This is a genomic window from Schleiferia thermophila, assembly GCF_003337435.1.
Lineage (GTDB): Bacteria > Bacteroidota > Bacteroidia > Flavobacteriales > Schleiferiaceae > Schleiferia > Schleiferia thermophila.
Genome location: NZ_QPJS01000001.1, coordinates 1,066,484 through 1,090,148, shown reverse-complemented (window position 1 = coordinate 1,090,148; position 23,665 = coordinate 1,066,484). Strand labels below are relative to the sequence as shown.

General features: G+C 41.1%; 19 protein-coding genes. 9 read left to right on the top strand and 10 right to left on the bottom strand.

The annotated features are described in order from the left end of the window. Nucleotides 1-226 precede the first annotated feature (226 nt). Complete coding sequence (pheT, locus tag DES35_RS04660; RefSeq protein ID WP_114365931.1) at nucleotides 227-2,653, top strand: phenylalanine--tRNA ligase subunit beta; 2,427 nt, start codon at nucleotides 227-229, stop codon at nucleotides 2,651-2,653. Nucleotides 2,654-3,257: 604 nt separating this feature from the next. Here the strand turns inward: pheT and DES35_RS04650 are convergent. The 4 genes from DES35_RS04650 to uvrA all read right to left on the bottom strand — a co-directional run bounded on the left by DES35_RS04650 (nucleotide 3,258) and on the right by uvrA (nucleotide 8,906). Next, nucleotides 3,258-3,983, bottom strand: coding sequence for an SDR family oxidoreductase (locus tag DES35_RS04650; protein WP_037356686.1), 726 nt, complete (start codon nucleotides 3,981-3,983; stop codon nucleotides 3,258-3,260). Then, nucleotides 3,973-4,866, bottom strand: coding sequence for an AAC(3) family N-acetyltransferase (locus DES35_RS04645; protein WP_051889170.1), 894 nt, complete (start codon nucleotides 4,864-4,866; stop codon nucleotides 3,973-3,975). The genes DES35_RS04650 and DES35_RS04645 overlap by 11 nt, the downstream gene beginning before the upstream one ends. Continuing rightward, nucleotides 4,863-5,957: a beta-L-arabinofuranosidase domain-containing protein gene (locus tag DES35_RS04640; RefSeq protein WP_125039325.1), complete on the bottom strand. Its 1,095-nt coding sequence runs from the start codon at nucleotides 5,955-5,957 to the stop codon at nucleotides 4,863-4,865. The genes DES35_RS04645 and DES35_RS04640 overlap by 4 nt, the downstream gene beginning before the upstream one ends. A 138-nt stretch (nucleotides 5,958-6,095) precedes the next feature. Further along, on the bottom strand, nucleotides 6,096-8,906 hold the full coding sequence (gene uvrA, locus DES35_RS04635) for an excinuclease ABC subunit UvrA (RefSeq protein ID WP_114365929.1): 2,811 nt from the start codon (nucleotides 8,904-8,906) through the stop codon (nucleotides 6,096-6,098). Nucleotides 8,907-9,072: 166 nt separating this feature from the next. On the opposite strand from uvrA, the gene DES35_RS04630 reads away from it, so the two are divergent. Next, entirely contained in the window at nucleotides 9,073-9,672 is a 600-nt protein-coding gene (locus tag DES35_RS04630; RefSeq protein WP_037356682.1) for an RNA polymerase sigma factor, read from the top strand. Between the two features lie 3 nt (nucleotides 9,673-9,675). Here the strand turns inward: DES35_RS04630 and DES35_RS04625 are convergent, their stop codons facing one another. Further along, entirely contained in the window at nucleotides 9,676-10,146 is a 471-nt protein-coding gene (locus DES35_RS04625; protein WP_125039326.1) for a DUF6992 family protein, read from the bottom strand. A 314-nt stretch (nucleotides 10,147-10,460) separates the two neighbouring features. Here DES35_RS04625 and xseA point away from each other — a divergent pair, with 314 nt between their 5' ends. From xseA to DES35_RS04605, 4 genes are read left to right on the top strand one after another with little or no spacing between them, the layout of a single operon-like run. Continuing rightward, a complete protein-coding gene (gene xseA / locus DES35_RS04620) occupies nucleotides 10,461-11,798 on the top strand; it encodes an exodeoxyribonuclease VII large subunit (protein ID WP_114365927.1) in 1,338 nt (445 codons plus the stop codon). Beyond that, nucleotides 11,791-13,956, top strand: coding sequence for a ribonuclease R (gene rnr, locus DES35_RS04615; protein ID WP_114366023.1), 2,166 nt, complete (start codon nucleotides 11,791-11,793; stop codon nucleotides 13,954-13,956). The genes xseA and rnr overlap by 8 nt, the downstream gene beginning before the upstream one ends. A gap of 35 nt (nucleotides 13,957-13,991) precedes the next feature. Next, nucleotides 13,992-14,411 carry a hypothetical protein gene (locus DES35_RS04610; protein ID WP_037356680.1) on the top strand — a complete coding sequence of 140 codons (420 nt, stop codon included), beginning with the start codon at nucleotides 13,992-13,994 and terminating at the stop codon, nucleotides 14,409-14,411. After that, nucleotides 14,411-15,028 (top strand): LysE family translocator, encoded by a 618-nt coding sequence (locus DES35_RS04605; protein WP_125039327.1) that lies wholly within the window; start codon nucleotides 14,411-14,413, stop codon nucleotides 15,026-15,028. Before DES35_RS04610 ends, DES35_RS04605 begins: the two co-directional genes overlap by 1 nt. Here the strand turns inward: DES35_RS04605 and DES35_RS04600 are convergent. The 4 genes from DES35_RS04600 to DES35_RS11530 form a co-directional block, all read right to left on the bottom strand. Beyond that, nucleotides 15,014-16,216 carry a hypothetical protein gene (locus DES35_RS04600; RefSeq protein ID WP_125039328.1) on the bottom strand — a complete coding sequence of 401 codons (1,203 nt, stop codon included), beginning with the start codon at nucleotides 16,214-16,216 and terminating at the stop codon, nucleotides 15,014-15,016. The genes DES35_RS04605 and DES35_RS04600 overlap by 15 nt on opposite strands. Next, the gene (locus DES35_RS04595) at nucleotides 16,194-17,072 is read right to left on the bottom strand and encodes a type 1 glutamine amidotransferase (protein ID WP_114365925.1); all 879 of its coding nucleotides are present in this window, start codon (nucleotides 17,070-17,072) and stop codon (nucleotides 16,194-16,196) included. Before DES35_RS04595 ends, DES35_RS04600 begins: the two co-directional genes overlap by 23 nt. A 125-nt stretch (nucleotides 17,073-17,197) precedes the next feature. Next, a complete protein-coding gene (locus tag DES35_RS04590; RefSeq protein WP_114365924.1) occupies nucleotides 17,198-17,908 on the bottom strand; it encodes a CoA transferase subunit A in 711 nt (236 codons plus the stop codon). Beyond that, nucleotides 17,905-18,045, bottom strand: coding sequence for a hypothetical protein (locus tag DES35_RS11530; protein WP_170125698.1), 141 nt, complete (start codon nucleotides 18,043-18,045; stop codon nucleotides 17,905-17,907). The genes DES35_RS04590 and DES35_RS11530 overlap by 4 nt, the downstream gene beginning before the upstream one ends. A gap of 22 nt (nucleotides 18,046-18,067) precedes the next feature. Here DES35_RS11530 and DES35_RS04585 point away from each other — a divergent pair, with 22 nt between their 5' ends. Further along, nucleotides 18,068-18,757 (top strand): TerC family protein, encoded by a 690-nt coding sequence (locus DES35_RS04585; protein ID WP_260429655.1) that lies wholly within the window; start codon nucleotides 18,068-18,070, stop codon nucleotides 18,755-18,757. Nucleotides 18,758-18,773: 16 nt separating this feature from the next. Here DES35_RS04585 and DES35_RS04580 read toward each other — a convergent pair whose 3' ends face one another. After that, nucleotides 18,774-19,733, bottom strand: coding sequence for an isoaspartyl peptidase/L-asparaginase family protein (locus DES35_RS04580; protein ID WP_114365922.1), 960 nt, complete (start codon nucleotides 19,731-19,733; stop codon nucleotides 18,774-18,776). 33 nt (nucleotides 19,734-19,766) lie between these two features. On the opposite strand from DES35_RS04580, the gene DES35_RS04575 reads away from it, so the two are divergent. Together DES35_RS04575 and DES35_RS04570 are read left to right on the top strand one after the other, a co-directional pair. Continuing rightward, nucleotides 19,767-20,093: a DUF962 domain-containing protein gene (locus DES35_RS04575; protein WP_037356668.1), complete on the top strand. Its 327-nt coding sequence runs from the start codon at nucleotides 19,767-19,769 to the stop codon at nucleotides 20,091-20,093. Nucleotides 20,094-20,114: 21 nt separating this feature from the next. After that, nucleotides 20,115-23,633 carry a response regulator gene (locus DES35_RS04570; RefSeq protein ID WP_114365921.1) on the top strand — a complete coding sequence of 1,173 codons (3,519 nt, stop codon included), beginning with the start codon at nucleotides 20,115-20,117 and terminating at the stop codon, nucleotides 23,631-23,633. Nucleotides 23,634-23,665 lie beyond the last annotated feature (32 nt).

The window sequence follows — 23,665 nt, the reverse complement described above, 5'->3', positions numbered from 1 at the left end:
ATCTTCTAAAGTATGGGCACTGTTGTTTACCGGCTGTTGTGCCTGAATTTTAAAAATCCATCGGCCAATCCTCTATAATCAAAATATTTTTATCAGCATCTTTGTTCAAAAGCCTTTGAATACCATATCCAAAAAAATTTCTAATAAGCCGGTCGCAATTGTGGAGGCAACCCTTTGTTTGTTCGTCCCCCCTGTATTTTTGCTGCTTGATCTTAAGTTTTCTTAAATGAAAATATCATATAACTGGCTGAAAGAATACATTGATTTAAAGAATCTAAATGTAAATGAAGTTGGTGAAATTCTGACACAAATAGGACTGGAATGTGAAGCAATCGAACGCTTGGGCGGGGGACCTGAAATCGATCCAAAAGTCGTTGTAGGCTACATAGTCAGTGCCGAAAAGCATCCAAACGCAGATAAGCTTACACTTTGTCAGGTAGATGTGGGCAACGGACTACTGCTGCAGATCGTATGCGGGGCTCCCAATGTTGCCGCAGGACAAAAAGTGCCTGTTGCTCAGGTCGGTGCGAGGCTTAAGACCTTTTCCGGAGAAGAAATCCACATTAAAAAAAGCAAAATCAGAGGAGCAGTTAGCGAGGGGATGATTTGTGCAGAAGATGAGCTCGGCCTCAGCCACGACCACAATGGCATCATGGTGTTACCAGACGATACACAGGTAGGCCTCCCGCTGGCAGGATGCATCGCAACCGATGTGGATTACATCCTCGAAATCGGACTGACCCCCAACCGGGCTGATGCCATGAGCCACTATGGCGTCGCACGCGACCTCTACGCCTACCTCACTCACAAGAAGAAAAAAACCGAAATCAACCTGCCTTCAGTGGCAAGCTTTAAGGTCAGCAACCAACAATTGACCGTCGACATTGAAATCGATGACCTAAAAGCCTGTTACCGCTATGCAGGCGTCACTGTGTCAGGCGTTAAAGTAGGTCCCTCTCCGCAATGGCTACAGCAACGGCTTAAAGCAGTAGGGCTTACTCCCATCAACAATATCGTCGACATTACCAACTTTGTCCTGCACGAATGTGGACATCCCTTGCATGCCTTTGATGCCGACAAAATAACAGGCCGCAAAATCAAAATACGAAAAGCCACCGAAGGAGAAAAGTTCATCACTCTCGACGGTATTGAACGCACACTCTCAGCCGACGACCTCATGATATGCGATGCCGATAAGCCCCTAGTTCTGGCAGGTATTTACGGAGGCCTCTATTCAGGAGTGACCGGGCACACCGTCAATGTATTCCTGGAATCGGCTGTTTTCGATTCGGTTCACATTAGGCGGTCAGCACGGCGTCATGGATTACAGACCGATGCCTCTTACCGCTACGAAAGAGGAGTGGATCCGGATATGACCCTTTACGCACTCAAGCGTGCTGCCATTCTCATCAAAGAACTGGCCGGTGGCGAAATTTCCATGAACATCCACGACGAATACCCTACCCCCATAGCTCCACATCCTGTAGATGCCAATCTCGACCGGATTCGCCGGTTCATCGGCAAAAAAGACATCTCCAACGCCGAAATAAAATCCATACTCGCATCGCTCGAAATCAAAATAGCCGCAGAAATCGAAGACACCCTGCGCCTCGAAGTCCCCGCCTACAGGGTAGATGTACAGCGCGAAGCCGACATCGCCGAAGAAATTCTACGCATCTACGGCCTCGATGCCATCGACCCACCACGGAAAATAAAATTTGCCTGGCATACCCCCGTCACCGACCATCAGGAGCTACTCCAGAAAAGCCAGGTAGCACGACTGCTCTCGGCAAGGGGATTGAGCGAATGCCTCAACAATTCACTCACCTCTCCCGACCATCTACCGGCCAGCCAACAAGATAAAGCCATCGCCCTGCTCAATCCCCTGAGCCGCGACCTTTCGGTACTGAGGACCTCCATGCTCCCACCCCTCCTTCATACCATACGCTACAACTTAAACCGCCAGCAGCACAGCCTGATGCTCTTCGAATTCGGGAAAATCTACCATCGAACCACGCCAGATTCCTTTTCGGAGACCGACCAGCTGGCCATCGTCCTCACCGGACATTGGCCTGAAGATACCTGGATGCAGCCCTCCACGCCCATCACCTTCTATCATCTGGTAGACACTGTCGAAGCTGTCCTCCATCAATTCAAAATTCACGACATCACCAAATCCTACACCTCCGATGACCTTGGCGAAGGCATCGATATATCTGCCCATGGACAGCCGATTGCCAGCCTTCGGGCGGTAGCGCCCACTCTGTTGGTCAACTTTGAAATCGACCAACCTGTTTACTATGCCCACCTTCACTGGGAAAACCTCTTCCACCTTTCGCTTCGGCAGAAGACCACCTACAAGCCCATACACCCCTATCCTGAAGTAGTCCGCGACCTTGCTTTGCTGGTCGATACCTCCGTCACTTTTAAAGCCCTGACCGATGCCATAGCCTCCTTACGCATCAGCCAATTGCGCGATATCAGGCTCTTCGACGTTTATCAGGGCAAAAACCTTCCCGCCGGCACCAAATCCTATGCCCTGCGTTTCATCCTGCGCAGCGACAGCCACACTCTTCAAGAACACGAAATCGACCACATTATGCAGCGCATTTTCGAAACTCTGTCCAGCCAGTGTGGAGCTAGACTCCGTTGAAAAGCAAGTATTTATTTTTTTTGAGGGGCGCCTCCCCCGGCCGTCCGATGATTGCGGCCGGGGGCCGGTCTACGGCTCCTATTCGCCTTGCGGTTCGGGCGTGGCACATCGGGCTGCGGTGGCTTGCTCCGCTCCGCCTCCTCGCCCGTGAGCCACACAGCCCGCCCGCTGCGGCTCATATCCGCCTCCGCCCTGGCGCATGCACAATGAGGCAAGGCTTCAATGATATTGACAAACCTCCAAAATCTGTTTTGTTTAGTACCTTACCAGCTATATGGTTGAGCCCGGCAGATGACTGCTTTTTCAACGCGTTGGTAGACCGAATTCAATCTGCTGATAAGACATGGAAACACTCCGGTCAGCCATCCCTGATTTGTACAGCTCACCTCATACAATTCTGCAGCAGTCACCGAAACCTTGTATCAAATAATCCGCTTTCGATACAACCAAAGCCACACATATTTTCATCCAGGCACGGACAAAATTTTTCAACTCCCGTTGAGGCTCTTAAAATTCACATCACATCCAATCTTATCTACTTACCATATATGCCTGCTGCGAAGAAATCAACCGTAATCTTCTCATCCATCACCCGGTCATACAATTAAAAAATTCCACCATTGATGTGGAGAGTCTGACCGGTCATAAAGCTGCTCTCCTGCGAAGCCAGGTACACCACGGCATGCCCGATTTCTTCAGGAGGTCCTAGGCGCTTTTGCACCGATTTTTCAGTAAACTGAGGGAGAATTTCCGGCGGTATGTCTGAAATCATCCCGGCCTGCATATACCCCGGAGCTATGCAATTGACAGTGATTCCAAAAGGCGCCCAATCTGCTGCAAGTGCACGAGCCAGCCCTTGTAAGCCCGCCTTGGATGCCGCATAGGCAGCCGTGCCACGTACCAAAGTATTGGCCACAACCGACGAAATAAAGATGATACGACCGAAGTTTCGCTTGCGCATGCCTGCAAAAAGCGATTGTGCCAGGTAAAACGGCACAGAAAGATTGATATCCAGGGTCTTTTGCCAGTCGTCTGTTCTGACCTTATGGGCAGCAGCCGATAGGCTAATACCTGCATTTGCTACCAGGACATCGATTTCTTCGCCTACTAATTCCGCAAAAGCCTTCACCTCCTCTGCATTGGCAAGCGAATGCCGGATGACGGAAACATTTTCAAAATGCCTTTCTTGTACAAAATTTCTCAGTTCATCCACACGGGTATTAGCTTGAAGAACCAAGTGAAATCCAGCATTGTGCAGCACAGGTATAATGGCACGGCCCAGCCCACCTGAAGCCCCTGTGAGCAGGAGAGTTTTTCTATCACTTGCCATAGGGAGTATACATGGTAATTCCTTTTTGTTTGTATTGCTCCAGCATCACCTCAAACATGCGGGCAGCATCGGTCATCAGTCCGGTTCCCTCTCCGATTTGTACCTTATGCATAGCGCCAGAAGAGATAAACATGGGTATCAAAGCATCGCACTGTCGCCTGGCCGATTGAGCGGGATTGTGTACTTTGACAGGTTGGGTATATCTCACACCGTTTTTGTCAGTAATCTTTACGGTGAAGGTATCCGGAAAATATACCGGATATGGAAAGTCCTCTACGGCATCTTCGAGCAAGTGAAGACTGGTACCTGCCTGAGCCAGGGTAACACCGGCGTAGAGGATTTTTCCGTTGACTTCGGTCAACCGGTAAAATGGTGAGTATTTGTCGTATGGAGTCAGTCGGCCGAGGTGCCCCTCTGTAAGCCATTGAGCCAAAGGACCAAAGGCACATACAGGCTCAGTAGGGCTCAGAGAGCGTTCCACACCGGGCATCAGCCGAAAGTATTCGGTCACCGCCCCCATCGCTGAGGGGTCTAGCCTTACATCAAAATGTGGATGGCTTCGAATGTAATCAAGTTGCAATGCCGGGTTGGGCGAAGACGGCATCAGCAGGTTTCCGTCAGGTCCAATCACTTCCAGAATTGCATCGATCAGCGTTTTGGGACCGTCGGCCAAATAGCCAAGTCTGCTCATTGAACAGTGTACCAACAAGCTATCTCCGGTCCTCAGACCAGCGCTTTTCAACTGGTCAATCAGTGTAGAAACTGTGATGATTTGACCTGACCGAGCTTTGTTCAGCAGTGCAGTACGCGTTCTTTGTTTTTTGTACTTTCTGTAGAGCTCCAGCACACCTGCAGGCATCAGCGATCGGAGTAGGTCTCTCATTGCTTTTGACAGTTTACCTCAGAATTGTACATCATCGCGTCAAGGAAATATTTCACGCCCCAGTTTGGAATCCGGAAGGGTTCGTATCTTCCCCACAGCGGAGAACTTCCAGTGATGCCCCCGTGCAAATACGGCACTCCCGGAGTGCGGATCTGATGATGGAGCAGATAGTTGACCAGCATGTTGTAAGCGTCTTTCCAGATTTTTGCCCTGTAGTGCAGATGTAGTTTGGCGAAAATTACAGCACATTGAGCCACTCCAGTATTGCAGATCGATCGCTGTCCGTACCATCTCTTGTCGTACCTGCCTTTAAGTCTTTTATCTTGGAGCAGTGCTGCTTTCAGCGCTGTGGCGGTGGTAAGAGCAGCATCCAACCACACCCCGTCACCGGTTGCCAGCGCCAGGTCCAAAAGTCCGTCCAATGAGTAAGCTATCGTGTGCAATATGGGTCGGTGGTTGTGCTTTTTGGAATTGTCCGCGTTTTGAAACCATCCGTTTTTTAAAAGCTGGCTTCCTACCACCCAATTTGCGTTTTTTAGGGCAGCATCTTTGTATCCCTGATTTTCGGTGATTTTACCTAATTTGTACAAGGGTGCTGCCACGTAGGTATCGTATACGCGTATTTCGTTCAGATACACGTGCCGGTTCCAGTAGCCCTCAGGGTGCTGAATCGACACCAGCCAATCTGCAGCCCTGGTGGCAGCATCGAGATAGTGTTGACCACCCAGGTGAACGTATCCTTCCAGTAATCCCCTGATGACCTGGCCGGTATTGAATACGATCTCGGGTCTGTTTTCGTGCAGATACCCGCCTTGCCAGCCGCCCGAAGGTTTTTGGATGGCCAGCAGCCATTGAAGTGCTTTTTCGGCTGATTGCCTGATTTCGGGTTTTTGACGTAACTCAGGCCACATCAACAGACTTTCGACTATGTAGCCGGTGGTTTCCGGGTAGGGAGATGTGTATCCACCCGCGAAGTCATATGTGGCAAAACCTCCTTCCGAATTTGATGCCTGACTGTGAAGAAGCCATTGCAGCGCCGATTCTACTGCAGATTCTACTTCATCGTTTGCAGGAGGCCTGTGATCAGTCATGTAGAGATCAGTGGCCGATAGTAGTGCCGCGCGCGTTTTATGGGGCGATGCTATTGTACATAAAAAATACTTAGAGTACAGAGCTACCGAGCGTATCAATATTCCAGGATTTTGGACAAATGTAGGGTGACCCGGGGGTTAATAAATGTTTTGACCTGAAGGGACAAGTTTACGGGCCAGGTATTTAGCTGTGTATGAGTTTTCGCACTTTACCAAATCTTCAGGTGTACCTTCAAAAATCAGATGGCCACCTCCAATACCTCCTTCAGGTCCGAGGTCTACTACCCAATCCGCACATTTGATTACATCCATGTGATGTTCTATGACAAGGACTGTATGCCCATTATCAATCAGGGCATTGAATGCAGCCAATAATTTTTTTACATCTTGAAAATGCAGACCAGTGGTAGGTTCATCAAAAATAAATAGTGTGCTAACCGAGTGAGACCCCTGAGTTAGAAAAGATGCCAGTTTTAGTCGCTGCGCTTCACCACCACTTAAGGTGCTGCCCGATTGCCCCAATTTAACGTATCCTAATCCTACATCCATCAATGGTTTCAACTGTCTTGAAATTTTTGGAGCGTTAATAGAAGTAAAGAAATCAAATGCTTCGTCTACAGTCATTTCAAGAATGTCATAGATAGATTTGTCGTGGATTTTGACTTCCAATACTTCTTTTTTGTATCTAGTGCCATTGCATTCTTCACATATCAAATGTACATCGGCCATAAATTGCATTTCCACAGTAAGAATCCCTTCTCCCTCGCAAGCCTCACATCGTCCACCGGGCACATTGAATGAAAAATGTCGGGCACCGTAACCTCTAAGCTTAGACAATTTTTGACTGGCAAACAGTTCTCGTATCTCATCAAAGGCCTTAATGTAGGTAACCGGATTAGATCTTGAAGACCTTCCAATCGGGTTTTGGTCGATGAACTCTACTTTTTTAATCCGGTTTTTAGGCAGGTGCAAGGCTTTGTGCAGTCCTGGCCGTTCCCCTGGCAAATCCAAGTATTTCAACATCGCCGGATAGAGAATCTCGTTGATTAAGGTGGATTTTCCAGACCCACTTACTCCCGTTACTGCATTCAGGCATTCCAGTCCGAATCGGACTGTGATTCCCTTCAAATTGTGTTGATATGCATCTTCTATGGTGATGAATTCTTTAGGTGTTCTACGTGTAGTGGGCACTTCGATTTCCATCCTTCCAGTCAGATATTTGGCCGTTAGGCTATTTTCTGAATGGACCAGTTCTGCGGGCGTGCCCGCAAAGATCACTTCTCCTCCTTGCGAACCGGCACCCGGCCCCATGTCTATAATGTAATCGGCTGCTATCATCACATCCTCATCGTGTTCCACCACGATCACACTATTGCCAGCAGATTTTAGTTTTTTGAGTATGGAAATCAACTGCTCTGTATCGCGGCTGTGCAACCCAATGCTCGGCTCATCGAGAATGTACATGCTCCCCACCAGGCTGCTACCCAGTGAAGTCGTCAACTGGATTCTCTGTGTTTCTCCTCCTGACAGCGTATCGCTTCGCCTGTTCAAAGTGAGATATCCAAGACCTACGTTGCACAAATACTCCAATCTGGTAGTAATCTCTCTAATCAGCCGATCGGCTATTTCTCTTTCAAAAGGGGAAAACTTCATCTCTCTGAAGGTTTTCAACAGATCCTGAACTTGCATTTCGGCCAATTGAGCAATGTTGTAGCCATTAATTTTTACATAAAGTGCTTCTTTTCGAAGCCGGCTACCACCACATTCGGGGCATACTGTACGCCCCCTGTATCTGGAGAGGAGCACGCGGTATTGAATCTTGTGCAGATTAGATTCGACCTCTTTAAAAAAAGCGTGAATACCCTGAAACCACTTCGTCCCTTCCCAAAGCATTTTCTTTTGTTGTTCTGACAGCATCCGGTAGGGTCGGTGAATGTGAAAACCCGCCTTTTCGGCACCTGATATCACTTGTGACATCCACCACCGCATGCCATCGGTTCGCCAGGGTGCCACACATCCTTCAAAAAAGGAAAGATTTTGATCGGGTATTACCAGATTTTCATCTATACCAATCACAGTGCCCCAGCCTTCACAGGTCGGACAAGCACCGTAGGATGTGTTGAAACTAAATAGGTGAACACTCGGCTCTTCAAACTGGATACCATCTTCTGAATATTGATTGGAAAACACTGCATTGCGTTCCGGCGCATCAATTAAAAGCACCTCACAACTTCCCCTTCCTTCAAAAAAGGCTGTCTGCACGGAATCGGCCAGTCGACTTAAATCTTCCTCATCAGCAGGTCCGGTGGTTCCACGGTCCACCACTACTTTGATTTCTTTATGTTTATCAGGTGAGAAATCATCGATCCGCACCACCTGTTGGTCTGCCAACAGTCGGGCATAACCCTGTTGTCTCAGAATGTTGACAGACTCTTCTATAGAACGGCCGTTGTGTGGCTTATAGGTAAATACTAGTAAAAATCGATGGCCTGCCTCGAGAGATGTAATGTAATCAATCACATCAGATACAGTATGCCGCTTTACAAGTTTACCACTCACCGGCGAATACGTTTTCCCGATTCTGGCAAATAACAGTTTTAGGTAATCGTAAATTTCTGTGTTTGTACCTACCGTACTTCTGGAATTTCGGGTGGTAACTTTTTGTTGAATTGCAATAGCCGGTGCAAGACCTGTAATGCTGTCAACATCGGGTTTGCTCAGTTTACCAGTAAATTGCCTGGCATAGGACGAGAGACTCTCTACATATCTCCTATGTCCTTCGGCATAGAGCGTATCAAAAGCAAGTGAAGATTTACCACTACCCGATACCCCGGTGATTACAACGAATTGAGATCTGGGTATTGAAACCGAAACGTTCTTTAAATTGTGCATCCGTGCACCCCTGACGACTATTAATCCCTTGTCCTTCAGCAATTGATTGTCCTGCATTGAATACTGCAAAAAATAACAGCAAAATTATAAGGACACATCTTGCATATTTGTTTAATACAGCGTTTATATTTGTGAAACAAAAATCAAAATAAAACCGGAAGCCTATCGCATAATACTACTTCTATCCTTTTATCTGGTGTAAAATTTTAAAAAAGAAGTAGTTATGGCTTACGGTAACGCATCTGACCAACAGCTCATCGAAAAATATTTAGCAGGTGACGAATCAGCATTTGCCTGCCTACTGGCCCGGCACGAGCGAAAAGTTTATCACTTCATCTATTCAAAACTCAAGGACGAAGAGCTGGCAAACGATGTTTTTCAGGATGTATTTATCAAGGTAATCAATACGTTGAAATTGGGAAAATACAACGACGAGGGAAAGTTCATAAATTGGGTAATGAGAATTGCACATAATTATATAATTGACCACTTCAGAAAAGCAAACAGAAATCAAATCATCAATGAATCAATTGACCAAAAATTGACTTTGAAAAGAATAAAATCCAATGTACCAAGTATGGAAATGAATATGATAAGTGAACAAACTGAAACTGATCTGAAAAAGTTGATTTCCTTATTGCCTGAGGAACAACGCATAGTACTTGAAATGAGGATTTACGATGAACTTAGTTTTAAAGAAATTGCAGATAAAACGTTTGTAAGCATCAATACAGCTCTCGGCAGAATGCGATATGCATTGATAAATTTGAGAAAGTTAATTAAAAAACATCAAATACAAATTGAATTGTTTCCGGATGAATAATTTTCAAAACCGAAATGTAATGCAACCGTACAAAGGTGTTGTATGTATGGACAGTTTCTCTTTTAAAAATTGATTCTTTTTCTTGTTGATTACCACGTATTGATAGATATCGAATATCGCCAGAAAAGCACCTTGAAGTATTAATGACTGTCCAAATCCTTTAAACTGATCAGATCGAATGGGTTGGTGCCTGGAAAGCTCAATCAAGGCTATACCCGAAGTGATGTATGCGACATCGAGTCCCGTGTTGAGCATAAGCGAGTTTTCCATGGCCGATAGCCTGCTGATTAGCCTAAACGGATCGGATTCGCCGGAAGGTTTGGTTAAAATGTAGCCTACTGCTGCAATTCCGAGATTTACCGCATTCCACCCGACATTCATTTGATGAAAATAGTAGGTATTTCCTTTTGTGAATCTCATGCCTGCTATCCCTCCGCCTATGTTTACAAGGGCCCAACCTCCCAGAATAGCCATGTTTTGACGTGTTTTTACAACCCGCCATGTGTCAAGATTTTCAGTAGATTGCGCCTTAGAAGTAACAAAAAGAAACAGTAGGCTCAGAGTAATTACGACAGTTCGCATGGAGAGTTGTTTACTTGATTACATCACTTATAGACTAAAGGTTTAGACCAGATGATTTTAGCTGTTTCTTTTATCTGAAATCGAGTGAAAATTAAGATTAATTGGGAATCAGAACATAGGGCTTACGGAATGCTGATTCCTTTTTCATGAATCTACTATATACTTGCTCAGCATTATAAATTTATCTCAAGGTAAATAAAAACGTCATGCCTCAGACATTTGGTGACAAAAAAGTTTTTTCTCTCTTCGAAGTCTGCAGAAGCATAAAAAAAACTCTCGACGAGCGATATACGTCCCGATTTTGGGTGAGAGCTGAGTTGATGAAATTAAATTATTACAAATACAGCGGACATGCCTATCCCGACCTGGTACAAAAAGACGATGGCAGGGTGGTAGCCCAGCTCAGAGCCATAATTTGGAAAAGTGATCTGCTGCGGATTCAATCAGCCTTTCTTCAGGTGCTCAATGAACCACTCAAGGATGGATTGGAAATTCTGTTTGAAGCTTCTATCACCTTCGATGCTGTACACGGCCTGAGCTTGCGAATCCATCAGATAGATACCTCATTTTCACTGGGGATGATCGAACGCGAAAAACTGGAAACCATTGCCAAACTCAAAAGCCGCGGTGTCTTCGAACTCAATAAAAATCGCTCATTTAGAGACTTGCCAAAGAATGTAGCCGTCATATCCGTTGAAACCAGCAAAGGATGGTCCGATTTTCAAAAAGTAGTGGAACCGTATACAACGAAATACGGCTTGTTTTTTATGTTATTTCCGGCACTGCTGCAAGGTGATGAGGCCGTAGCATCCATCAGACAACAATTGAGAAAAATTTTATCGGTTCATACCAGCTTTGATATGGTCATGATTATCAGAGGGGGTGGGGGAGAAGCAGGCTTATCCTGTTACAACAATTACAACCTTTGTAGTGACATAGCCACTTATCCATTGCCGGTTCTTACCGGTATAGGGCACTCTACAAACTTGACCGTAGCTGAAATGGTAGCCTTTCATCACGCAATTACCCCTACAGCCCTTGCAGAGTATTATCTGGACATATTTCACAAAAGAGAATCAGAACTGAAATCTGTAGGCCACGCAATTGTAAAACAAGTTACCTTTGCTCTCAAGATTCACAAAACACAAATCAAAAATATTCTCATAAAAACAACTTCCTCATTTCCCCGTAAAATAACATACCAGCAATTCAAAATTTCATCACTGATTCATACCTATCAAAGCAATATATTCAGAATAATTAAAGCACAACACGGAAGATTGGATTTTGAAATAGTGACACTGATAAAATCCGGGCAATCTCAATTGAAAAAATACAACAGGGAACTAAGTACTATCGAAAAAATAATTCAGATTCAAAACCCTGAAAACATTCTGAAAAAAGGATATGCCTACATTACAGCAAATAAGAGAACTATCCGCTCAATCAAACAACTAAAAGCAAATCAAGAGATCATCATTACGATGAAAGATGGAATAGTCAATGCCGATGTCCTTAAAATTCAAACCAAAAAAGATGAATAAAAAAACAAAATCAAAAAAGAATACCCAAATTACAGCAGTGAAAGACCTCAAAAACAAAATACTGAAAACCCTTTCATCCGAACCCGGAAAGCAACTCAACTACAAACAAGTAAGTGCCCGGCTTCACATCACCGATCGCGAACAGAGAAAAGTTCTCAAGGATTGCCTCGACGCACTGGTGCGCGACAAAGTAATAGAGTCCCCTACCGAAGGTAAATATGTCTTCAGACCAAAGAGTCAGACGGTTTTAGGAGTGCTGGAAATAACCAATGCAGGACATGGATTTGTGATTGCCGATCCTCTGCCCGACGGTACCCGAATGCCAGATATATTCATCGACAAAGAAGCGCTCAACCGGGCCTTGCCGGGTGACCGGGTTCAAGTAGCTCTGTACGCCTTTAAAAGAAGGGATTTGCCACATGGAGAAATCATTGGAATTTTGGAAAGGGAGCGAACAGAATTTGTAGGCACCTTTATGGCGGCTCGCAAAAAGTACGGCTTTGTGGTACCCGACAATAAAAGAATTTACACCGATTTCTATATCGGTGAAGAAAATAAAAATGGAGCAGCAGACGGCGACAAAGTCGTAGTGCAACTAACGGATTGGCCAGAGCAAGCGACCAGTCCTTTTGGAAAAATAATCAAAGTACTCGGCCGCCCCGGCGAACATGAAACCGAAATTCACTCCATTCTGGCCGAATACGATTTGCCTTACGAATTTCCGGCAGATGTAGAGGAAGAAGCTGAAAAAATACCTGATAAGCTGGATCCCAAAGAAATATCCAAAAGACGCGATTTTAGAGGCGTCGTTACATTTACCATCGACCCTGAGGACGCTAAGGATTTCGACGATGCGCTTTCCGTTCGGCCTCTTGAAAACGGAAATTTGGAAGTTGGTGTTCACATTGCCGATGTGACATATTACGTTCGGCCAGGCAGCAAAATCGACGAAGAAGCATATCAAAGAGGGACATCGGTATATTTGGTGGACCGGGTTGTCCCCATGCTGCCGGAAAAACTTTCTAATTACCTATGCTCCCTCCGACCTAAGGAAGACAAATTCTGCTTCTCAGCCGTCTTTGAAATTGATGCCAAAGCACACGTCCATTCAGTATGGTTTGGAAGAACAATTATTCACTCCCAGCGCAGATTTACATACGAAGAAGCAGAGGGAATATTAAAAACCGGAAAAGGTGATTTTGCCCGTGAATTAAAAATTTTGAATTCAATAGCCAAAAAACTCCGTACACAAAGGTTTAAGGCCGGTTCAATAGGATTTGACAAGTCGGAAGTAAAGTTTATCCTCGATGAAAAAAACAATCCTACCGGGGTGTATCAAAAAACTATTGGAGACAGCAACCATCTCATCGAAGAATTTATGCTGCTCGCCAATAAATATGTGGCAATGGCAGTCGGGCGAAATGCTGACGGTAAACCATCGGGGAAAATAATGGTCTACCGTGTCCATGACGATCCGGATCCCGACAAATTGATTGAGCTACAGGGTTTTGTATCCAGATTTGGATATAAACTGCATATTTCCAGCCGTAAGCAAATCACCAACAGCATAAATGCCATGCTCAATGCAGTAAAAGGCAAACCAGAGCAAAATTTGATTGAAACCCTCGCCATCAGGTCAATGGCCAAAGCCATTTACAGCACAAAAAACAGAGGTCACTACGGACTGGGGTTTGAATATTACACACACTTCACTTCGCCTATACGCAGATATCCCGATGTGATGGTTCATCGAATACTTCAATGGCACCTGGAGGGAAAAGAAGCAAAAAATAAAAACCTTTGGGAAGAAAAGTGCAAGCATTCCTCCCAAAGGGAAAAGTTGGCGACAGATGCCGAGCGAGCCTCCGTTAAATACATGATGAGTAAATTTTTAATGGATAAAATAGGTAAGACCTTCGAAGGTGTGATTTCTGGAGTGACCGAATACGGCATATATGTGGAACTAGTGGACAATAAATGCGAAGGAATGATTCGAATCTCGGATTTTAAAGACGATTACTATATCTTCGACGAAGATAATTATCAACTAATCGGAAGCAGAAAGGGAAAAATATATCAGTTAGGAGAAAAATTAAAAGTCAGAGTAAAAAAGGTGGATTTGCAAAAGAAACAAATAGATTTTTCTGTAGTCGAGTAAAATTTATTTTTACTTTCGCCCCAAACATCAGCGCCATGGATTCCAAAAAGATTGAACTCGTCACTCTGATTACTGTAGCAGTGGCCATATTGGCGGCTATCTACTTTGGATTTATTGCTTCAAGTTCACTTACGTCGGCTAGCATTACAAACTGGATCTTTGCCATTGCTTTTGCCATTTACATCGTGTACCAATATATTCGTACTCTGGACTATGAAAAGATTAAAAATCAACTACTGGAGGAGATAAAAGCATTAAATCAAAAAGTTGAACAATTAAATACTATACTCGAGGAAAAATCAGTTCAGATTGATGAATTAAAAAAATCCGTAAATCAAAAAGAACAGAAAATAAGTCAGCTGGAAAAAAGCAACAAGCAGCTCACACAAAAGATTTCAGATTTGGAGGCTCACATAGAAGAGTTAAAACAGCAGTCAAATAATCCCGCTATTTAGTGATAGAGCTGGTTTCTGCAGCCATTTTGTTAGGCCTTACATTGAGTTTTATGGTAGGTCCTGTGTTTCTAATTCTTTTAGAAACAAGTATTTATCAAGGAGCTCTGAAGGCATTGGTTTTCAATTTTGGTGTGCTGATATCGGATATACTTCTAATCGCACTTGCCTTTTACGGAAGCGAACAATTGTTGAGCTCTGTTGCTGGCAACAAATATGTTTATATAGTCGGTGGATGTATAATCCTTTTTTATGCAGCTTTTTCATTTTTTAGAAAGAGAAATATTGACGTTCGAAGTTTTACAATTCAATCGAACTTTTCAAAAAATTTTTTCAAGGGCTTTTTGATTAATTTTTTAAATGTAGGTGTGCTAGCGTATTGGCTTACGAGTACAATCATTATCGGTAACAAATACGCTTTTCAAAATACATACATGTGGTTGTATTTCGGCTTAACCCTTGGCACCTATTTCACTGTAGATATTGTAAAGATACTCTTCGCCAGAAAAATGCGACAATACTTGACAGAGCGACATTTGAAGCGCCTAAACGGCATTGTCTCTTTTGTTTTAGGAGTTTTTGGGACTATATTGGTAGGCAAGGGATTACTTCTCAAATAAACCTATACTGCCTCCTACCCAGGTTTTGTTTTTATTGTACTTTACTCCGATCATCTCGCCCTTGCTAAGGCGCATCAGGTTGATCATAGGTATCGGTTGTTGCTGATCTTCGGGCCATACGTACAAAATTCTCAGTTCGGCTTTTGATTTTTGAACGTCATCAGGGTCTTCAATCAGGCGGGCATATGGTACTTTCTCCTGAAGAATGTAATTGGACCTTTCTGCTTTCGGTATTTGTAATATATCCTCTTCTTTTACATTGAAAACAACTCCACTTCCTGAGAAGCTAAAGAGAGGTTTTAATACATAATTTTCCAGATTATCTGGTATGTTTTGCTCCTCATTTAATTTTATACATTCGGGCGAATATTTGCTCTTAATTTCTGGTAAAAGAAGTTTTGATATTTTAAAAAACCAGTTGGGATGAGTAATCCATTTCACATCATATGTTTTGTTAAAATCTATTGAAAGATTTAAATCTCTTCTTTGGTCTAGTTCATCGAAAATTACCCGGTTGTATATTCTTTTGATTTGTATTGCTTTTCCGTCTTTATTATAGTATAATTTGTTTCCTTTACCATACACTTTTGTCAGGCAAACGTAATCAATTCCAAAGATTTTCTTTGTAACAAAAAAGTCAATAGCTGTATTCTGTTTTTCGGGTTCAATTTCCAGTAAAATTACCTGTTGCGGATCGCAATCTCCAACAATGATTTTGCGAAGAATTTCAAAATATTCTTTCTCGGAATCTCCAAGAAAATAAGGCGTTAAGTTGTCAGGTAATTCGAAAAAGTCTTTGTAGTGGTTGTACAGCCACGGCTGATAACAAAAAAGGGAGGGAAATCCTTGAAGCTCAATAAGCTTTGGAACAATATTTCCATCCTCGTCTTGCGTCAGACCAAAATCAATGGCTATGAAATGTGGCTTTCCGTCATCTCCCGGGAGCTGATATCTTTCTGGTATTTTATTTCTGGTTATTTCTTCTAGATCAATGGTAAGAATCTGGTCTAGAATATCGCTTGCAGCTGAGAGAAATAAATTTTTATATTTGGATTCAAAAAAAACTGGAGTTTCAGCTATTCTGAAAGGTATTTTATAGTCAAAATCTTTAAACAATCTGTCAAGAAACCGAACATATTTCTCCTGTGAAAATTTTCTGTTAAAATCATCTCTGTACTTCTTGTACATAAGCCATGTAGTTATTTTTTCTGATAGTATTTGCTTCTTTTAAAAAATTCATTAATATTGTATCTCTCGTAAGGATTATTTTGTCGGAGTCATTGATTTTTTTGAGCATATCATAGTATTTGTCTTCTCCATACGTGTCGATGATATATTTTTTCTTTTCCGGATTTTGCAGATAGGTGAGCATTCCTTCCACATTTGCTTCCGGATGAAATTGAGTTCCGAATATTTCCTGGTCAAAACGCATACACATGATGGCTCTTTCGAGTCTTACATGAGGTCTTAATTTTTCGACACATAAAATCTTACTTCCCATCAGCAGCAGGGCTTTCTCATTGGGTTCAGTAATTTGATAATCCCTACTATCAACTGCCCAAAAGGGATCTGGAAGGTCTTTTAAATATCTGTCTTCTTTGCCGTCAGCGGTTTTGTGTATAGGGAAAATCCCAAAGGAAGTTGATTTTCTCTTCGATAATTTTCCTAATCCATAGTGTCTAACAAAAATCTGAAAACTGTGGCAGATCAGAAAAAGTAGTTTTCTTTTTTTTGGATAAAGCCGGTTGTGCTGTCTCAGTTTTTCGATAAACGAAAAATAGGCTTCTTCCCATTGGCTTCCTTCACTATCTATCGGACTACCAGGACCACCGGTTGATATATAAGCATCATAATTTAAGTCAGGAACATCGCCTTTTCCTCTGGTATCATATTCTCTAATGATGGGTTTTAGATTATTTTCTGCGCAGAAATCATGTATTATGGAGTATATTCCAGGCTTTCCCTGATTGGGTTCGCCGAGGTACATATCCAGGATGGCTATTTTAAAACTGTTGTCGTATAAATCTTTTGACAGTGTATTCATTAATATATTACATTAGACCATTGACAAAGTTTTACCGGATTATTGGATGAAATTTTCATAAGTGTTTGGTTTTGCTTTGAGTGATTTAATCAGATATTTGATACAAATAGGATTATTTCTTAAAGTCAAACAACCAAATCCTTTTTCCGAACAGTCCGCTGTTCGATTCTTTTTTCGTAATGGGCACCTTGAAAGATTCTTTGTACAAAAATGCCTGGCGTGTGAATGAAATTTGGGTCAAGAGCGCCTGCAGGCACCAATTCTTCAACTTCCGCCACTGTTATTTTTCCAGCCATCGCCATCACATGATTAAAATTCAATGCAGTGCCTTTGTAAATAAGATTTCCTGCTGTATCGCCTTTCCAAGCTTTCACAAAAGCAAAGTCCGCCTCAAATGCGTATTCCAAAATATGGGGCTTACCATTGAAAACTTTTACTTCCTTTCCCACAGCTACTTCAGTACCGTAGCCTGCTGGTGTATAAAAGGCTGGGATACCGGCGCCGGCAGCCCTGCAGCGTTCCGCTAAAGTCCCCTGAGGTATGAGCTCTACTTCGAGCTCCCCGCTGAGCATCTGTCGCTCAAATTCTTCATTTTCACCTACATACGAAGAAATCATTTTTTTTATCTGTCTGGTTTGCAGCAATAATCCCAGACCAAAATCATCAACTCCGGCATTGTTGCTTATGCAGGTAAGATTTTTAATACCTGCACTTCGGATGGCTGATATGGCATTTTCCGGTATTCCACAAAGCCCAAAACCTCCAAACATCACGGTCATCCCGTCTTTAAGGCCTTGTATAGCTTCCACTGCATTTCTAACTGCTTTGTTAATCATTCTTTAAATTGATTTACTGGCAAATGTAAATTTTTATTGATATGTGATAAAAACAAATTTTGCACACCGGCTTTAATTGGCCTGTCAAACTGTTTATTTCCAGATTTACCAGCTTTTTTTAGTATGGATGCATTCATTGCTTTGGTTACTCTGACGGTCATGGAGATCGTTTTGGGGATTGACAACATCATTTTCATCAGTATTTTGTCGTCCAGGTTGCCTGTACATCAGCAAGACAAAGCGCGAAAAATTGGGCTTTCGTTCGCCATGGGTACAAGGATTCTTTTACTGTTGTCACTGAATTGGATTATGGGTTTGACTTCCCCCATATTCGAATTGCCATTTGACCTGGCGGATAAGGCTACCAGAGAAGTCTCTGGCAGGGACCTCATCCTCTTTTTCGGAGGTCTGTTTCTAATCTATAAAAGTACCGTAGAAATTCATCATAAGCTTGAGGGAGATCTGCGTGAGGAAGGTTCTATTGCGATGAAAACCATTACATTAACTTCAGTAATCACACAGATAATACTGCTGGATGTTGTATTCTCCCTGGATAGTGTCATTACAGCCATTGGGATGGCCAATCAGCTATGGGTTATGATCGTGGCGGTAATTCTGGCCATCCTGGTAATGATGTTTTCGGTTCGTTCGGTCTCGGCGTTTGTCGAAAAACATCCGACCGTAAAAGTTCTCGCATTGAGTTTTCTCCTTTTGATTGGGGTTTCGCTTTTGATGGAAAGTTTTGATAAGGGAATTCCCAAAGGCTATATCTATTTTGCGATGGCATTTTCGGTCTTTGTCGAAATGTTAAACCTAAAATTGCTAAAAAGACAAAGCCAAAGAGGTTGACTTTAATTTTTATTCCTTATTCTTCATGGATTTTGACGAAGTAATTGCCAAGACTATTTTTTCCAGCCCTAAACATTCCATTGGTTGTGAAGTCTGAGTATAGTCGGCCTTTTGGATCAATGGCAATCATACCCCCTGTACCCCCTAATTTTTTGATGGTAGCTAAGGTTTGCTGAATAGCTTTTGCAGGTGCTTGCTTTTTGTACATTATTCGTGCAGCCACCTGATAGGCTGCTACTTGTCGGATGAAAAATTCTCCGTGGCCAGTACAGCTTATGGCAATTACCTCATTTTGTGCGTATGTTCCGGCACCTATGATTGGCGCATCGCCAATTCTTCCGAAATTTTTCATCATCATACCACCAGTAGATGTACCAGCAGCAAGGTTGCCCCATTGATCGAGTACTACGCATCCTACCGTGCCAAATTTTTCAGATTCTTTGAGTTCACGCCAGCGTATTTTGGTTTTTTCAGTGATGAAAAACTCATTTGCGACGCTGTCAAGACCATTTGAAAATGCAAATCGCTCGGCTCCCGGACCTGAAAGCAGCACATGTGAACTGCGGTTTTTTACCAGTTGAGCAGCTTTAATCGGATTTTTAATATATCTGACGCCACAAACAGCTCCTGCTGCTAGGTCATGACCTGTCATGATAGAGGCGTCTAACTCTGCATGGCCCTCTTTTGTTAGTACGGCACCTTTTCCAGCATTGAAAAGTGTATCGTTTTCCAGAATTTCTATGACAGCAACTACCACATCCTCAGCCTTATGTCCGTTTGTCAGCATTCGATATCCGCTGTCAAGAGCATAGCGAAGGCTTGCTCTGTAAACTTCCGCGAGTTCCGGGTTTTTTCTCAGATTAAAGTCTCCGGCACCTCCGTGAATCACCAATCCAAAGGGTTTGTTTTGCGCGAGAATAGGCATTAAGCTTATCACATAGTATGAAAACACAACAAGGGTTTTTGATATTTTCATTTATTAAATAATTTTGTTGAAAAACGCAAAGCTATGAATGCGGATAAAAAATATACATCTCTGAAAGAGTTTTATCCCTTTTATTTATCAGAACATCAAAACCCCAATTGCAGGGCCTTACACTTTGTAGGCACCGGATTGGTAATTATCAGTTTCATTACTTTTTTAGTCACATTTAACTGGATTTATTTGGCTATAATTCCTGTACTTGGATATGGTTTTGCCTGGGTGGGTCACTTCTTTTTTGAGAAAAATAAACCAGCCACATTTAAATACCCAGGATATAGTCTGGCATCTGATTTTATTATGTTTTTTGATATTATTCGGGGAAAAGAACCATTGAATCCAAAAAATAAATAAACATCTCAAGAAATTAAGTATATGAATGAAACTCAATTTCTGAGTAAATTACTCAGATCGTATTCTTTTTTTGCTGCCATAACCGTTGCTTTTTATACACCAATTATTTATTTACTGGGAATCAGAGAAGTTGCATTTCTTTCATCCATTCTAGTAATGTTTATGCTATTGTCTTATTACTTCTCAAAAGTAGGCAAATACAATATTAGTCGTATTATATTTTTTACTTCCATTGCAGGAGTTATACTCTTTTCTATTACCAATAGAAACTATCTCAATGGAGTGAGTCTTTATATATTTCCACTATTGGCCTATATTTATGTACTTACTTTAAATGATGAGAAAAATTTAAGGAGGTCAGTATCTCTCATCGTGATGATTACTTTTTTACTGATTGCTATATTGCTTTTTTTTAAAACCGATATTCAATTTACTACAGAATATAAATTGTTTTACATCCTAAATTATGTCTTTTCGTTTTTGCTTATAAGTTATTTACTCGGTATCATAGCTTTAAAAAATTACAGAAAAGAAAAATCACTTCTGGAGAATCAAGCCAATATTATTACAATAATTTATACAATTCCACAACTGGTATTACAAATTGACAAAGAATATAAAATCACAACAACTAATTATAGATTTTCCAATATTGTAAGATCCATATTTAATAAATCTTTTACTACAGGCGACAGCATATTTGATTTTTCATTCGAAGAAGATAAGGATCGCGTAAAAAAAGCGATTGATATGGCATATGCAGGTCAGCAGACCATTGTGGAAAGAAAAATATCATTAAAAAACAATACAGAATTATGGATTAAACTTCATTATCTTCCTGTTGATATTAAAAATTCAATTAACAGTGTATTACTGATTGTTTCAGATGAAACAGAACATAAAAACCTTCTGATACAGACCAAAAAACTTGCAGGCATTGCAGAAGAAAGTCCAATTCCAATAGTGGAAATTGATTCAAACGGAAAAATAGTTTATGCTAATATAAAGTTTATTGCAGATTTTTCATTAAATATCGATCAATATGTACCCCATCAATGGATGGATTTTGTCATTGATTGTTTTGAACATAAATCAGAGGTAAATACTTATGAATTTCAGCACAAAAATAAATATTATAAATTTTATGGACGAATAGACGAAACTTCAAATAATTTAGTTGGTTATCTATTGGACCTTACCAATCAAATTGAAATCAACAAACAGCTCGTTGAGCAAAAAGAATTTTATGATACCATACTTGACCATTTGCCATCTGATGTAGCCGTATTAGATAAAGAATTTAAATATATTTTTGTAAATAAATATGCCATAAAAGATGAAAACAGAAGAAAATGGATTATTGGGAAGACAGATTATGACTACTTTAAGATACGAAATCTTCCGGTCGATATTTTTAATCAGCGAAATGCTAAAAAATCAGAAGTTATTGAAAAGAAATGTGAAGTTGAATGGATTGAACAATTTAATGTGAACGGTGAACAAAAATTTCATCTACGAAAACTCAAACCAATCCTTGATGTAAACAATGAAATACTGTTTATATTGGGTTATGGAACAGATATAACTTCACAAAAAATTGCTGAGGTTGAAGTTAATAGAATTAAATTTATGTATGAAGAAATCCTAAATAATTTACCCGTTAGCATCTTTCTTAAAAATACAGAAGGCAAGTATTTCTTTGGTAACAATTTAATGTTGTCTTATATAAATAAAACACGCGAAGAAATTCTTGGTAAGCTTGACCATGAAATCTATCCCAAGGAACTTGCCGAAGAATACAGAAAAAGTGATTTGATTGCCATTGAACAAGGAGAGTACAAATACGAACAAAAACTAATAACACCTTGGGGCAATGAATATATCTTAGCTGGAAAAAAATTGATTAAAATCGAACAGGAAAAAATTTTAATTCTCGGATATTCGCTTGATATTACCGATAAAGTAATATTTCAGGAAGAATTGAGAAAACAAAAAGAACTGATGCAAAAAATTCTGGATATCAGTCCTACTCTTATATATATTAAACGCAAAGATGGTTCTGTATATCTTGCTAATAAAGCTACTGCAGATTTATTCGGATTTTCCGATCCTTCAGATATAGTGAATAAAAATGCTCAACAACTTGGTGCTGTCGAAAGTGAACTTGTTGTTTGGACATTAAACGATGAAAGAGTATTTAAAGATAACAAACTTCATGTATTTGAAGAGACATTCACAAAAAATAATGAAACCAAATGGTTTTTAACCTATAAAATTCCTTTTGAAATACAGAATCAAGAAAGTGGACTTCTTTGTGTTGGTGTTGAAATTACTGATTTAAAAACGGTACAAAGCGAACTCACTGAACTTAATCATCAAGCCAATGAATCGGCTAAGGCTAAAAGCTTGTTTCTTAGCAATATGAGCCATGAAATCAGAACTCCTCTCAATGCTATCATTGGATTCTGTGAGCTTTTAATGGATGAAAACCTCGATGAAAAATCAAAAGAATACACAAATACAATCCTTTTTTCGGCCAGAAGCCTGCTCAATCTGGTAAACGATATTTTAGACTATTCTAAAATTACCGATGCTAAATTCACTCTTAAATTCAAGACAATACATTTATTTGACTTTTTTGAAAATATCTACAAAATGTTTAGTATATGGGCAAAGAAAAAAAACATATTTTTCAAAATTGAACATGACTATGATAAGGAGTTGCTTGTATACACGGATGTAAACGTATTACATCAAATTTTTAATAATTTGATATCCAATGCAATAAAGTTTACAAAAGTGGGAGGTGTGAGAGTATATCTGCGTGTAGATGGCAATCAGTTGATGGCGGAAATCCACGATACTGGTATTGGTATTTCAGAGGATTTTAAACCAAAAATGTTTAAAACCTTTGAACAGGAATACAGGGAATTTAATAAAGAGTTTCAGGGCACCGGTCTAGGCCTGGCATTAACTAAAAAGTTTGTCGAATTGTTACAGGGTGAACTTTCCTATGAATCCACAAAAGATGTAGGAAGTATTTTTTATTTGAAAATTCCAATTCAAATTGAGGATAAGGATAAAAATAATCTGTCAGATACGGAAATTGAAATTAATTCTGTAACCGATAAAAGTACTAATAAATCAGTATCTAATGATACAGTAATTCTCATTGTAGAAGACAATATAATAAATCAACGGTTACTAGGGAATATTTTGAGTAAATATGGGTATAAATTTGATGTGGCTGGAAATGGAAAAGAGGCTATTGAAAAAGCAACTGTCAACCGATACGACCTTATTTTGATGGACCTTCACATGCCTGTAATGGATGGATTTACTTGCCTTGAATACATAAGGAGTAGCAATAATCTGGCTACCACCAAACATGTTAAAGTCGCAGCCGTCACTGCCGATGTGATGCCTGAGACTATGGAGCGGTGTAAGTCAGCAGGCTTTGATATGGTCATCAAAAAGCCAATGGACCTTTATCAGTTGATTAATATCTTAAAATCATTGGCAGATGATTCTACCAATTAGAGTATAAAATATTTTTGTCCCTATAAATTTTA